This window comes from Paenibacillus sp. MABNR03 (genome assembly GCF_050455445.1).
Classification (GTDB): Bacteria; Bacillota; Bacilli; order Paenibacillales; family Paenibacillaceae; genus Paenibacillus; species Paenibacillus xylanilyticus.
This window is the reverse complement of the sequence record NZ_JBCIYR010000005.1, coordinates 211,484-224,425: the sequence shown is the minus strand read 5'-3', so window position 1 is coordinate 224,425 and position 12,942 is coordinate 211,484. Positions and strand designations below refer to the sequence as shown.

Genomic DNA, 12,942 nt, shown 5'->3' with positions numbered 1-12,942 from the left:
GGGATGGCCGGAACGGTGTATCCGATACTGCCTGGTGCTATAGCGATTTTTTTCGCGTTTCTGGTCTATGGCTGGTTCTTCAGTTTCGATCCGTTTGGCGTATGGTTCTGGATTTTCCAGATTCTCATCGTGGTGGTACTGTTCGTGGCTGACTATGTCGTCAGTGCATGGGGGGTCAAGAAGTTCGGTGGCTCCAAGCTATCCACTACCCTGAGTACGATCGGTGTGATCATTGGTCCATTTGTGATCCCGGCATTCGGGCTGGTACTGGGGCCATTTATCGGGGCGTTTATTGGGGAACTGATCGGTGGATCTTCACCTTCCAAGGCTACGAAGATAGGATTCGGATCTGTTGTCGGTCTATTTACCAGTACGGTAATGAAAATTATTTTACAAATCGTTATGATTGTTCTGTTTATTATCTGGGTGGCAAGATTCGCATAGACGTTCGGAATGGGCTTTAACCGGATGCACGTCCGTGTGGGGGAAAGAAGGGGAATTAGTTTGTCTAAGAAGGAAACATTCATTAAGGGTACGCTCATCTTGGCGGCAGCGGCACTGATTGCCAGGGTACTTGGTCTTGTGCAGCGGGTGCCGCTGGAGCATATCCTTGGCGATATCGGTAACGCATCGTTTACCATCTCCAACACGGTATACTTAATGCTGTTAACTGTCGCAACAGCGGGCATTCCCAGCACACTCAGCAAAATGGTGTCGGAACGCTACGCGCTGGGACGTGCGGGAGAAGCACAGCAAATCTATCGGGCTGCCCTGATTTTTGCTGCGGTAGCCGGGGTTGTCATGTCAGCCTTATTATGGTTCGCAGCACCTTACTATGCAACATATGTATCCAAGGTACCGGAAGCCGTTAGCGCGATTCGGGCTCTTGCACCGGCACTGCTGCTCTTCCCGGCCATTGCCATGATGCGTGGTTACTTCCAGGGACGTGGCAATATGACAGCAGGCGGTATTTCACAGATCGTCGAGCAGTTTGCACGGGTAGGTACAGCCATTATCGTGGCGTATGTCATGCTGCAATGGAATTACGATGACAGAACGATTGCCGCGGGTGCTTCTTTTGGTGGTGTGCTCGGCAGTATCGGCGCTTTCGCCGTGATGCTGTACTTCACCTTGAAGCTGCGCCGCAGTGACCGTGCAGCCCAATTGGACGTTGTCCGTGCGGAACAACTGCCGATGCGAGGAATTTACAGTGACATTTTTAAGCTGTCCATTCCCATTGTGTTATCGTCACTTGCGGTTCCTGCCATTAACTTTATCGATTCATCCCTTGTGGTTCCGCTGCTCAGCGGCCGCATTGGGCTGGAAGAGGCAACAGGAGTGCTCGCCATTCTCGGGGCAAAGGCTCAAAGTATTGCAGGGATTCCGCCCATTCTGGCCATTGCGTTAAGCCAATCGCTCGTTCCCGTCATTTCGGCAGCTTTTGCACGCAAAGATGAGGCCCATCTGCAAAATCAAATTACGCTGGCGATGCGCATTTCGATTCTGACAGGTATGCCGATCGTCATTGCCCTTTGTGCAGCAGCCTATTCGGTGAATGGTTTGCTGTTCAGTACGCTGGATGGAACACCGATCATTACCTTGCTGACCTTCGGTACCATTTTCCAAATTACGATGATGACCACAAACTCCATTCTACTTGGGGTTGGTAAACCACGGATTACAATGATCAGTGTAGCTGCAGGAATTATCGTCAAATTTGTGGCAAGTCTGATCCTGGCTCCGATGTTTGGCATTTACGGTATCATCATCGGAACAGCGTTATGTTTCCTGGTGATTACGTATCTAAATTTGAGAGTACTGAGAAAAATCGTAACCTTCTCGATCATGGGTGATCGCTGGATCGGGTTCGTCGTGACCGTCCTGCTTGCTGCAGGGGTCGGTTTTGGTGCCAACTCGGCTGGTAATTGGATCTTTGGCTTGTTCCTGCCAGCACGAGTGTCCTTCCTCATGACATGTTTGGTTGTCGGTGTACTTGTTGTAGCAGTATACCTGGTGATGCTGGTCATCCTTCGCGTATTGCGCAGAGATGAACTTGGCAGCTACCCGCGTATTCTGCAAAAGGTACTGCGGCCGCTTATGCGTCTCCAGCGTGGAACCGGTCAGCGGGCATAGGTTAAAGCCAGATCATGTATCGATAAAATGAGTACAAGCTCTGTCTGCTGCATAAGCGGGCAGGGCTTTTTTGATGTAAAGAAATGAGTTCCCAATGATTTTAATGCAGCAATGTCTTGGCATCATGGGCAAGGGCTGTTTTGAGCATGCCATATCGGTGCTCGTGACTCATTTCGAATAACCAGGGGCGACGCGGAGCGCTGAGATGTCCGAGACTATCTCGATTTTGCAGCCAGTCCTGTCTTGTAATCGGCTCATATGGCGTGTCTTTCCATACGGAAAGCAGTTCCGGGCTGTACAAACGTTGACCTTCAGGCATCCATTCATGCTCCAGCAGTTCCGGACTGTAGAATTCTGCTTTGACCATGCCCTCCATGCTCGTTGTGAATAGGCCCGGCCAATATTCAGCACGTGATCCTCTATGGGGAACCGAATGGGCAAATTCCAGCACCTGTGTGAATACCTGTTCGATGCCAAACAGCATTGCATACAGGCCTTTGCCAAACATGATGCGCTCATCCAACTTGCCGAAATGTTCAATAACCCGACCGGCTAGCCCTTTCCCGCGTCCTAGAGGAAATACAATATGATTAAGCCCGGCGAGATTATGCAGATGGAATGCAGGTTTGGATAGCACTTCCTTTTGAAAATAAGGATGCTGTACGACCCGGCTCTCAATATAGTTTTGCTCATTAATAATTAACGCTACACTAAGCAGTGAACTGCACCGTTCCAGCCAGAATCGTTCCCAGATGGGTGTCATGAATGCCGATACGTGAAAATGGGAGAGCAGGTGGAAGCAGCTTCGCCCGATTCGCCGACTGTTCACATAAAGCAGAAGCTGTGGGTAGGCGTCTTGGAAAATGAGTGCATTACAGCGCTCAAGCAATCGATACATATGTTCCCGATCCGTCTGGTTTTGCAGGTTATGCATCAGGTTGCTCTGCAAATCGGTCATATGATAGCCACCATTGCGAGAAACCATATGTGCCAGCAGGGCCCAGTGCAGTTCGGGATATTGGTCATAACACGCCAGATAGGCTGCCGTACGCGTAATGTTGCTCCGATTGTTTTCCACCGTCAGAGTTTTGATCTCTTCCAGGATGATACAGTCCTCCTCACATAAAGGAGCACTTTTTGCATGGCGGGCAGAAGCCGTCTCCGTACCGGGTAACAGGCGCTCAACTTCGCCCTTGAGCATCTCGGCCATTTCAGCTTCCCAGGCCAGATCACGCGAAGGATGACGAAGCTGTGCTGACGCCTGCCATGCTGCCTGTTTGCCGCGCCATACTTCCCTGGCGGCCCCGGGAATGGAACGAACCATACGAAAGAGCGAATCACGGGAGAGAGAATCGGTTTTGGTGGGGGACATCGCCTGCCATCCTTTCATCATGATTGGTTTAAACTAAGTATGTGCTGAATATTTGACTTCCACTCGGCAATTTGCTTCACTAAGGATAAGACAAGGTACAGAAAGGAAGATGCTGTCATGGAACAGATTACATCCAAAACTGCGTTTGACGTGGCCATTCAATCTCCTCGGCTTACCGTAGCGGTATTTAAGGCTGATTGGTGCGGGGACTGCAAGTACATTGATCCGTTTATGCCTGAGGTTGAGGAAAAATTTGCTCGTGATTTAACTCTGGTTGAGGTTGATGTGGATCAAGTGGGGACCGTTAGTGAGGAACAGAATATTCTGGGTATTCCGAGCTTTGTTGCCTATACGGATGGCCGGGAACTCGTTCGGTATGTGAACAAACTGCGCAAGTCGAGAGAAGAGATTGAGCAATTCCTGCAGCGTGCGGTTGAAGTGTACAACACAATCCATAAATGAGCATAATAAGCGCCGTTTCTCTTGAAAAAAGGGAAATGGCGTTTGTATTTTAAGCATTTTCGGGGGACAATAGCAAGGTACATAAGGAAGTGGTGACCTGTTGGTCAGTCTGTCGACAGACGTTAACATTTTGTCACAAAGCGAGGCGTCAATGACACTTTTATCCGGTATAATGAATTTAGTTGTGAAATAAGTGTCAAAGTATCGAAACAAGCGGAGAGATCGTTCTTCGCCATCTTAAACCAACAGCGGGTGAGAAAAAATTGAAGCACTTAACCTTGTTTAAATGGTTAACCGTATTAACTTGTCTTGTCATGTTTTTGGCTACATTCGGCGGTGGGGTCGTTACCAAAACAGAATCCGGACTCGGTTGTGGCACGGAGTGGCCTATGTGTAATGGTAAACTCGTTCCTGCACATACTGTAGCCTCACTGATTGAATATTCACATCGTGCGGTTAGCGCAATGGCAGGATTACTCTCCATTGCCTCATTTGTTGCATTCCTCCGATATGGCAAATCACGTCGTGATCTGCAATTGTTTTCATTATTAACACTGATTTTTGTTATTATCCAGGGAATCATGGGGGCCTTTGCCGTCGTCTTTTCCCAATCCTCAGCGGTTATGGCGCTGCACTTCGGATTTGCCCTGATCGCATTTGCCAGTTCCCTGATGATGGCTCTTGGCATTAGGCAGGAGGTACGTCATGGCGGCCTCGAAAGGTTGAACAAGTACCCTCGGGTCAGCAAAAACTTCCGCAACCTGGTATGGTTTTCAACCATCTATACGTATCTGGTGGTATACACAGGGGCATTTGTAAGTCATACCGACTCAGCTGGAGGCTGTTCAGGCTTCCCGCTATGTAACGGCCAGATTGTACCTGAGCTGTCCGGTGGTGTAGCTGTAGCATTTGCTCACCGTGTAGCAGCAGCTTCCCTTGTTGTTGTGATTGCGATCCTGGGTCATTATGCGTATCGTAAACATCCGGATAACAAGGAACTTCGGGCCTTGGGCGTTTTGTCGGTTGTGCTCATTCTGCTTCAAGTCCTGATTGGGTTTGGCATGATGCTTACCATAAGCCGTCCAGAAGTGTATATGTTTGTAGCTTTGGCTCACATGCTCGATATTGCCGTATTGTTCGGTATATTAACCTATATGAGTTTCTTGGTGTACAAGCTACACCGGCCAGCTGATCGCTTCTAAAGTTATTGGATCATTGGTTCAAAACCTAAAAACTGCAAAGTCCACCATCCAGTGATGTACATCATTGGACAGGTGGACTTTGTTTGATGTACGGCGGGGCAGGGCACCCTAATACAAGCAGCGGTCACACGTTTACTCTGATTCCGATTAGGTTTAATATTATTAATCATCTTATTGATCAGCAGAGTGGAAAGAGGAGGCTGTATATGCTGCGAACGTTGCTGGGTGAATTGCCGCGTCAGAATGAAGGCGTATTGGAGGAAGCCATCGAGTCGATGGTGGAGACGCTTGAACTTCTACAACGACAGTTAGACCTGAATCAGGATCCGACTCACGATTATCGAAAACTGTATGTCTGGACACAGGGCTTGATCTCCTCACTGGATGAGCTGGAGCAGAGCTGTTTTGCTGCATCCCACTTTCGGAAAAAGGTGAAGGCGGGTTCCACCGATGATATGACCATTGAGGAAAAGGCGGAATACGCTCGTTATGTATATTTTTATAAGGATGGGTTTATCCGGTGTTTTGCGATTCTGGATAAGACAGGCACGGTATTGAATGAATTATTTCAGTTAAACACGTCCAAAGTGAAGTCCCATTTCTCCTATTTTACCGTCTTAAGACAGTTTGGTTATGCCAAAATGCATGGAGACCTTGCTGTTCGATTGATCAATATCAAGGATGCCTACCGGGAGCCAATGAGCAAGCTTCGCAAACGACGGAACATGGAGATTCATTACATGAACTCCGAGATGCAGGATGACCTCTGGCAGCTTCACCAGACATTGCAGGGCAAAGTAAAGCTGGAGGATCTGGATCAGCATCTGGATGAATTGTGCCAGGGCGTTGATATGGTTTGCGAAACGCTAAAGGAGGCTTATGGTTACATCAACAAGATGTGGCACAAGCAAGGAGTGTCCGAACTTGCAAAGTAAATCAGGTGTAATATTTACCTTTGACAAAGCGGAATACTTGGATTATACTGAGTTTCTAAATTAAACGTTACATGGAATTAATATGTGTAGCTATTTAAAATTTTACCACTGAACTTATAAATTTCATATTTCTTATCGAGAGCGGCGGAGGGACAGGCCCGATGAAGCCCGGCAACCGATTTATAATGACATGACAAGCCAGTCATACTTTATAGATGTTAGGTGCTAATTCCTACAAAATGGTGCAAAGCACGATTTTGGCAGATGAGAAGGTACATTCTTTCATGTGAAGAGCCCTTTTTGTTTCTGCAAAAGGGCTCTTTTTTATACGCTAGAGGGGAGTTTTCCTTTCATTCGGGTAAAGATACATGTAGGCGGTGGGAAGGAGAAGTCATATTGATTGAATTAAAGGGATTAACCAAGACGTACGGCAGAGGTACAAAACAAACGACAGCACTAGCCGATTTGGATCTGAACGTCGGCAAGGGTGAAATATTCGGAGTTATCGGACACTCCGGTGCAGGGAAAAGTACATTGATTCGATGTATCAATCTGCTTGAAAGACCAACAGCTGGTGAGGTATGGGTGGATGGTGTGAACCTTACAGGCCTCAGCAAAACGGAGCTGCAGCAGCAGCGACGCAAGATTGGCATGATATTTCAGCACTTTAATCTGTTATCTTCAGCTACGGTATATGACAATGTTGCTTTCCCATTGAAGCTGGTTAATACGCCTAAGGCTGAGATTGACCGCAAAGTGAAGGAGCTGCTCGCTCTCGTTGGCCTGGAGCATCATAGCAGCAAATATCCTGCGCAGCTGTCCGGGGGACAGAAACAGAGAGTAGGCATCGCCCGTGCACTTGCCAGTGATCCGGCAGTTCTACTCTGCGACGAAGCGACATCGGCGCTTGACCCGCAGACCACGGCTTCGATTTTGAAGCTGCTGATGGATATTAACAAAAAATACGATCTAACCATTGTTCTGATCACCCATGAAATGCATGTCATTCAGAGCATCTGTGATCAAGTTGCTGTCATTCATCAGGGAGGAATCGTGGAACAAGGCCCTGTAACGGATGTCTTCCTTAAGCCGCAGCATGCCATTACGCGTGACTTCATGCAGCGTGACCACGAGTCAGAGCTTTTATTGGAAGAGGCTGCCCTGGCACATGCCGGTGGAACGGCTCAGCAGGACGGACGCTCACAGCTGGTCAAAATCTCATTTTTGGGCGATAAAACATATGAAGCCATTTTGTCCAGAACAGTTCGTCAGACCGGAGTGGACTTCGCCATTCTGCAAGGAACGATCTCGAGAATTAAACAGATTCCGTATGGACAGTTAACCGTTCGTTTTGAAGGCGATGCGGAAGCGATTGGTCGAACAGTGCATGAATTGAATGAGCAAGGGCTTGATGTGGAGGTGCTTCGTTAACATGGATTTTTCATCTGTACGCTGGGGAGAGATCGGCAAGGCCTCCATTGAAACATTGCAAATTCTGGGAGCGTCCGGTTTGTTTACCATTATCATAGGATTGCCACTGGGTGTCCTGCTATTTATGACAGCGAGATCGGCTTCCGTTCAGTCACGTATCTTCTATACCGTGTTATCCATCGTTGTTAACATTCTGCGGTCGGTACCGTTCATTATTTTGATCGTTGCCCTTATTCCGTTTACACGTTCACTGGTCGGTACAGCCACAGGTGTACTTGGAGTCATCCCGCCACTTGTTATTGCAGCTGCTCCTTACTTCGCAAGGTTGGTTGAGACTACACTTCGTGAAGTGGATCGTGGAGTCATTGAGGCCGCTCAGGCGATGGGGGCATCAACTGGACAGATTGTAAGGCGCGTACTGCTGCCTGAGGCGCTGCCTGGTCTGCTTGCAGGGATTACAATTACGATTGTAACGTTAGTATCTTATACGGCGATGGCTGGCATGGTCGGCGGTGGTGGACTCGGTACACTTGCGATTAACTATGGCTACTTCCGTTACCAATATGAAATTATGATTATTTCAGTCGTATTCATGGTCATTCTGGTGCAAGTTCTGCAAATGTTTGGCGATCGACTCGTTAAATTGTTCACCCGGAAATAACACATATATAGCATTTTGCATCCAATCCATGCTGGACGAATGCAAATATGCAACAAATTTATTGGAGAAGGGGTTTTACACATGAAAAAATGGTCTTTTGCACTGCTCAGCCTGATGCTGATTGCGGTACTTGCTGCATGCGGAAACAACAAGGATTCAGACAGTGGGGCAGATAATGAAGCAGGTGCACCGCGTACCGTGGAATTGAAAGTCGGAGCTTCACCAACACCGCACGCTGAAATTCTGGAAAGTATCAAACCTGAGCTGGAAGCTCAAGGCATTCGTTTGCAGATTGTAACGTTCAATGACTATGTTCAGCCGAACCAACAGTTGGCAGACAAACAATTGGATGCAAACTTTTTCCAACATCAACCTTACCTGGACACAGAAAATAAAGAACGTGGTTTTAACCTCGTTAGTGTAGCAGCTGTCCATGTTGAACCTTTTGCTGGTTACTCCAAAAAGATTAAGTCTTTGGATGAGCTGCAAGACGGCGCCAAAGTAGCGATTCCCAATGACCCATCCAACGGTGGACGTGCATTGCTGCTGCTCGCAAAGGAAGGGATCATTACCCTGAAAGATAACACTAACATCGCATCCACGATTCAGGATATTACAGCCAATCCGAAAAACCTGGAGATTATCGAGTTGGATGCAGCCATGATGCCACGTCAACTGGATGAAGCCGATCTGGTATTCATCAACGCTAACTACGCGCTTGAAGCCAATTTGAACCCGGAAAAAGATTCTTTGCTTATTGAAGATCTGCAAGGTAATCCATATGCCAACATTCTCGTTGCCCGTGAAGACAACAAGGATGCAGATGCGATCAAGAAGCTGGCGGCAGCCCTGAATTCCGAAGCGGTTAAAACGTTCATCAAGGAACGTTACCAAGGTGCAGTTGAACCTGCGTTCTAAGTCGCATAAAACTTGCTTAAAACGGATTTGAATAGTATACGAGAAAAACCGAGCATCTCTCTCTGAGAATTGCTCGGTTTTTTTGTTGCTCCCAGAATGTCCAGAGGCTTTCTTCTGTACGTTCAATTGTTATTTTTTGTATGAATAGGATGTTTTCTCCGATTTACGATAGTAGGATAATTCATTCTGGTCGGCGTATTGCTGCTCATCTGCTTCTTGCAGAAAGGCTTTTTCATTGGGAGACAACATGTCATCCTCTAGTCCTGATTTTTTCCGTCTGTATTTAAGCCATAAGAATATGCCAACAAGCAAAGGGACAATGACGTACCATCCTTTTTTGAACAAAAGCAATATGCTAAATTTCTGCCCAGCTGTGTAACCGATACCGCCTACTAGTATGCTTTTAAGCCCCACAGTGGATGTTTTGTCAGTGGAGGCATCATAATCCTCATAGGTGTGACCGGCATTTACATTAAGTTGGTTAAGGACCGTGTCTTCAAATGCCCGACGATTCTGTTCAAAGTCAGGTTTCTCTGTCACGAGAATGGCGGCGATGTATCCTTCACGTGTCAGCATCTTTACATTGTAATTGACCATAGCCTGCTCAGAGGCATCTTTGAAACCAAGAGAGTAAACCAATTGATGCTTGGTACGGTCATACGTCGGTTCGATTTCCCACCCCGTAATATACGTTTTATCTTCAGAAGCTAGTTCCCTATTTTCTTCTTCTGTGCCTCGGATATAACTGCTTAACAGTTCTTCGGCATCCAGATTTTGATCACTATCATTAATATGACCTGTTTTCACGTACTCGAACACCACATACCATGAGCCCGATTGACTGGTGCTGTAAAGACTTCCGATCTCGTTCCCATTAGGTTTAGAACCCATATTTAGCATAGAACGTTGGGTATTGGCCTTATCCAAATAGGAATGATTTTCGGACAATTGAAGAGATGCCTTGTTATCCAGGGACACCGATGCTGGACCGTCAACCCAGTCATATTCATAAGGCGATTTGGTGGTTTCACTTGCTGCAAGCGTCGAAGTGGAGAACACATGCGATAATGCAATAAGTAGCAACAGTGCGAGTAAGAAAACAAAGCCTCGGTTTTGATTTTTCATTTCGAGATCCTTTCGAGGGGGATGTAGTTTGATCAAACCTAAACGATGTAAGGACTAAATGACAGTAACATAAGAGTGTAAATAACAGCAAGATATTTTTGGATGCAAAGGGTTTTATTCCCTAAAGGGGCATGCAAGTTGTGAGGGGCGGATAAATATTTTATACTGGATGAGTGACTGCTCTTTGAAGAGGGGGATGGACGTGAAGGGAAAGATTGCCCTCATAACGGGAAGTGCCAAAGGCCTTGGGAAAATGACAGCCCTTAGTCTGGCAGATCAGGGATGCCACATTGCCTTGAATTACGTGCATAGCCAGATCGAAGCCGAATCGCTTCAGGCTCAGATCACAGCCAAAGGAGTGCGCTGTATTGCCGTTCAAGCTGACATTTCCAAAACAGAAGACATCGCCATGCTGGTAGAACACGTTGAAACTGAGCTGGGGAGTATCGATATTCTGGTGAACAATGCGGGTCCCTTTGTTCGTGAACGGCGGTTGTTTGCAGAGTATACCGAGGCAGAGGTTCAGATGCTGGTGCAAGGCAACCTGCTGGGACCCATGCTCCTGGATCATCGTGTGCTGCCAGAGATGAGACGCAAAAAGTGGGGCCGGATTATTCATTTTGGCTTCAGTCACGCGGGAGAAGCACGTTCCTGGCCTCATCGTGCAGTGTATGCTGCTGCGAAGGTAGGACTGGTTTCATTTACGAAGACACTCGCTGTTGAGGAGGCACCTTACGGCATAACCGTAAATATGGTTTGTCCGGGTGATATCCGGGGTGCCAACAAGGAAAAAACCATTGATGAAATGGCAGGCATAACCGATCAGGAAACGCCGCGGGGGCGTCCCGGCAGCGGTGAAGATATTGCACGGGTGATTACGTATTTGTGTCTGGATCATTCGGATTTTATAACAGGCAACATCATGGATGTATCGGGCGGGCTCGATCCCATTCGTCCTACCATTCAGCGTGAAGAGGGACAATAGACGGGATATGCACAAAAAAGAGCCCTCCGCTTCATGTGAAGCGAAAGGCTCTTGAGGTTTATTTCGTGAAGGATTGATTAGAATACTTGTACGACTTCTTCGACACCGTCAACTTCTTCAAGAAGGGCGCGTTCAATCCCGGCTTTTAAGGTAATGGTGGAGCTTGGGCAGCTGCCGCAGGCACCGACCAGTTTCAGCTTAACGATGCCGTCCTCCACGTCGACCAGTTCCACGTCACCGCCATCGCGTTGCAGGAACGGACGAAGTTTGTCAAGCACGTCAGATACCTCATCATACATGGTGCTTTGTGCGTTTTCGCTCATATTTTTCAACTCCTTTCCTCTATATATTATATTACAATTGGCCGTAAATTAAAATGGTCAAACAAAGCAGGTGAACCTACATGAGACCGATTATTGAATTTTGTGCCAACAATATGCATTTTGGTACAGATGAAGTCATGGATCAACTCGAAGAGAATCCGGACTATGATGTGATTGAATACGGCTGCCTCAGCAACTGCGGCCAATGTTACATCACTCCTTTTGCACTAGTTAATGGTGAAGTTGTCATCACAGACAAAGTGGAGGATTTATATAACGCAATCCTGGCCAAAATTGCCGAAGCCGATGCCTGGAACGAGTTGGATCTCGACTAACCGAGATGGCGCTTCGACATCCAGAGCACGCCGCTTTTCAGAATACGAGGCACACGTCCCATCATGGACGTTTTGCCCATCAGCCCAAATCCAGCCTTCTTGCCGAGTGCGCCGAGCGTGCCACGAAGCTTGAGTGGCTGCGGATTGGGCTTTTCGCCTTTCCAAAGGGCATGCTGAATATGAGCGATCTGTTCACCCTGTACTTCTGCAGCCTGACCGCTTGGTGCATAAGGTACACTCGCACAGTCACCTACTACATAAACATCCGTATATTCGGGAATTTGATAATACTCGTTCAGTACAACCCGGCCCTGCGGGTCTTTGGTCACATCCAGATCTTGTACTACTTTTACAGGCTGAATACCGGCAGTCCATACGACTGCATCAGTTAAGATCTCTTCATCCCGGTTGAAAATGGCACGATCCTCAAGGCGGGAAATGGCGACATGTCCACGTGTCTCTACCTGATGTTCATTGAACCACTCATGCACGTAAGCGGACAAACGCTGTGGGAATGCAGATAATACACGCTCGCCACGGTCCAGGATACTGATGTTCAGATCTGGTCTGCTCTCTCTCAGTTCGGCTGCCATTTCGACACCGCTCAATCCACCGCCAACAATATGCACGTTTCCGTAAGCTTTCACTTCGTTCAGACGGAGATAGGTTTCCCGTGTTTTGCTAAAACTCTGGATCGTACAGCTGTATTCTTCCGCTCCAGGTGTATTGTGGAACCGGTCTGTACAGCCAAGTCCAATAACGAGCTTGTCATATTCCAGAGGATCCTGGCCTTCAATTTCAATCTGACGCTGGTCCAGGTCAATTGAAGTGACTTCACCGTAACGGTGAGTGACTTTTTCATGTACTGGAAATTGGATGCGCAGATCATAGTCGGATACGGTCCCTGCTGCGAGTGCGTAATATTCAGTCTTCAATCCCTGAAAGGGGCTGCGATCCACCAACACGATTTGTGTATCTGACGGAATTTTGCCTTCCAGAAGTTCTTTGATAATTGTGAGGCCACCATAGCCGCCTCCGAGAATGACGAAATTTTTCATGA

General features: G+C 47.5%; 14 protein-coding genes and 1 riboswitch. Of the genes, 10 read left to right on the top strand and 4 right to left on the bottom strand.

Going from position 1 to position 12,942, the window contains the following annotated elements:
- Positions 1–3: 3 nt before the first annotated feature.
- A complete protein-coding gene (locus tag AAIH57_RS23930) occupies positions 4–444 on the top strand; it encodes a DUF456 domain-containing protein (protein ID WP_430023281.1) in 441 nt (146 codons plus the stop codon).
- A 60-nt stretch (positions 445–504) separates the two neighbouring features.
- Positions 505–2,133, top strand: a complete 1,629-nt coding sequence (locus tag AAIH57_RS23925) for a putative polysaccharide biosynthesis protein (protein WP_175399218.1) — start codon at positions 505–507, stop codon at positions 2,131–2,133.
- 100 nt (positions 2,134–2,233) lie between these two features.
- On the opposite strand, the gene AAIH57_RS23920 is transcribed toward AAIH57_RS23925, so the two are convergent.
- A complete protein-coding gene (locus AAIH57_RS23920) occupies positions 2,234–3,505 on the bottom strand; it encodes a DUF2515 family protein (protein ID WP_430023240.1) in 1,272 nt (423 codons plus the stop codon).
- 117 nt (positions 3,506–3,622) lie between these two features.
- On the opposite strand from AAIH57_RS23920, the gene AAIH57_RS23915 reads away from it, so the two are divergent.
- The 6 genes from AAIH57_RS23915 to AAIH57_RS23890 all read left to right on the top strand — a co-directional run bounded on the left by AAIH57_RS23915 (position 3,623) and on the right by AAIH57_RS23890 (position 9,114).
- Positions 3,623–3,967, top strand: coding sequence for a thioredoxin family protein (locus tag AAIH57_RS23915; RefSeq protein ID WP_430023239.1), 345 nt, complete (start codon positions 3,623–3,625; stop codon positions 3,965–3,967).
- A gap of 263 nt (positions 3,968–4,230) precedes the next feature.
- Positions 4,231–5,169 carry a COX15/CtaA family protein gene (locus AAIH57_RS23910; RefSeq protein WP_175399221.1) on the top strand — a complete coding sequence of 313 codons (939 nt, stop codon included), beginning with the start codon at positions 4,231–4,233 and terminating at the stop codon, positions 5,167–5,169.
- A gap of 206 nt (positions 5,170–5,375) precedes the next feature.
- Positions 5,376–6,104, top strand: a complete 729-nt coding sequence (locus AAIH57_RS23905) for a Cthe_2314 family HEPN domain-containing protein (protein WP_430023238.1) — start codon at positions 5,376–5,378, stop codon at positions 6,102–6,104.
- A 129-nt stretch (positions 6,105–6,233) separates the two neighbouring features.
- A riboswitch (SAM riboswitch) is annotated at positions 6,234–6,375 on the top strand.
- A 125-nt stretch (positions 6,376–6,500) separates the two neighbouring features.
- Complete coding sequence (locus tag AAIH57_RS23900) at positions 6,501–7,535, top strand: methionine ABC transporter ATP-binding protein (RefSeq protein ID WP_430023237.1); 1,035 nt, start codon at positions 6,501–6,503, stop codon at positions 7,533–7,535.
- Position 7,536: 1 nt separating this feature from the next.
- Complete coding sequence (locus AAIH57_RS23895) at positions 7,537–8,196, top strand: methionine ABC transporter permease (protein WP_175399224.1); 660 nt, start codon at positions 7,537–7,539, stop codon at positions 8,194–8,196.
- Between the two features lie 81 nt (positions 8,197–8,277).
- Positions 8,278–9,114, top strand: a complete 837-nt coding sequence (locus tag AAIH57_RS23890; protein ID WP_175399225.1) for a MetQ/NlpA family ABC transporter substrate-binding protein — start codon at positions 8,278–8,280, stop codon at positions 9,112–9,114.
- A 129-nt stretch (positions 9,115–9,243) separates the two neighbouring features.
- On the opposite strand, the gene AAIH57_RS23885 is transcribed toward AAIH57_RS23890, so the two are convergent.
- Entirely contained in the window at positions 9,244–10,239 is a 996-nt protein-coding gene (locus AAIH57_RS23885) for a DUF2167 domain-containing protein (RefSeq protein ID WP_430023236.1), read from the bottom strand.
- 202 nt (positions 10,240–10,441) lie between these two features.
- Here AAIH57_RS23885 and AAIH57_RS23880 point away from each other — a divergent pair, with 202 nt between their 5' ends.
- A complete protein-coding gene (locus AAIH57_RS23880) occupies positions 10,442–11,224 on the top strand; it encodes an SDR family oxidoreductase (RefSeq protein ID WP_175399227.1) in 783 nt (260 codons plus the stop codon).
- 77 nt (positions 11,225–11,301) lie between these two features.
- Here AAIH57_RS23880 and AAIH57_RS23875 read toward each other — a convergent pair whose 3' ends face one another.
- On the bottom strand, positions 11,302–11,547 hold the full coding sequence (locus tag AAIH57_RS23875; RefSeq protein WP_062324083.1) for a NifU family protein: 246 nt from the start codon (positions 11,545–11,547) through the stop codon (positions 11,302–11,304).
- Between the two features lie 80 nt (positions 11,548–11,627).
- Here AAIH57_RS23875 and AAIH57_RS23870 point away from each other — a divergent pair, with 80 nt between their 5' ends.
- Positions 11,628–11,882 carry a YuzB family protein gene (locus tag AAIH57_RS23870; RefSeq protein WP_430023234.1) on the top strand — a complete coding sequence of 85 codons (255 nt, stop codon included), beginning with the start codon at positions 11,628–11,630 and terminating at the stop codon, positions 11,880–11,882.
- Here the strand turns inward: AAIH57_RS23870 and AAIH57_RS23865 are convergent.
- Positions 11,879–12,940 carry an NAD(P)/FAD-dependent oxidoreductase gene (locus tag AAIH57_RS23865; RefSeq protein ID WP_175399229.1) on the bottom strand — a complete coding sequence of 354 codons (1,062 nt, stop codon included), beginning with the start codon at positions 12,938–12,940 and terminating at the stop codon, positions 11,879–11,881. The two genes, AAIH57_RS23870 and AAIH57_RS23865, sit on opposite strands and share 4 nt — an antisense overlap.
- Positions 12,941–12,942: the final 2 nt, after the last annotated feature.

Bases quoted from the DNA above. Each gene is read 5' to 3' on its own strand.
- AAIH57_RS23930 (WP_430023281.1), top strand. From the start codon at position 4: ATGGCCGGAACGGTGTATCCGATACTGCCTGGTGCTATAGCGATTTTT.
- AAIH57_RS23920 (WP_430023240.1), bottom strand. From the start codon at position 3,505: ATGTCCCCCACCAAAACCGATTCTCTCTCCCGTGATTCGCTCTTTCGT.
- AAIH57_RS23915 (WP_430023239.1), top strand. From the start codon at position 3,623: ATGGAACAGATTACATCCAAAACTGCGTTTGACGTGGCCATTCAATCT.
- AAIH57_RS23905 (WP_430023238.1), top strand. From the start codon at position 5,376: ATGCTGCGAACGTTGCTGGGTGAATTGCCGCGTCAGAATGAAGGCGTA.
- AAIH57_RS23895 (WP_175399224.1), top strand. From the start codon at position 7,537: ATGGATTTTTCATCTGTACGCTGGGGAGAGATCGGCAAGGCCTCCATT.
- AAIH57_RS23890 (WP_175399225.1), top strand. From the start codon at position 8,278: ATGAAAAAATGGTCTTTTGCACTGCTCAGCCTGATGCTGATTGCGGTA.
- AAIH57_RS23885 (WP_430023236.1), bottom strand. From the start codon at position 10,239: ATGAAAAATCAAAACCGAGGCTTTGTTTTCTTACTCGCACTGTTGCTA.
- AAIH57_RS23875 (WP_062324083.1), bottom strand. From the start codon at position 11,547: ATGAGCGAAAACGCACAAAGCACCATGTATGATGAGGTATCTGACGTG.
- AAIH57_RS23870 (WP_430023234.1), top strand. From the start codon at position 11,628: ATGAGACCGATTATTGAATTTTGTGCCAACAATATGCATTTTGGTACA.
- AAIH57_RS23865 (WP_175399229.1), bottom strand. From the start codon at position 12,940: ATGAAAAATTTCGTCATTCTCGGAGGCGGCTATGGTGGCCTCACAATT.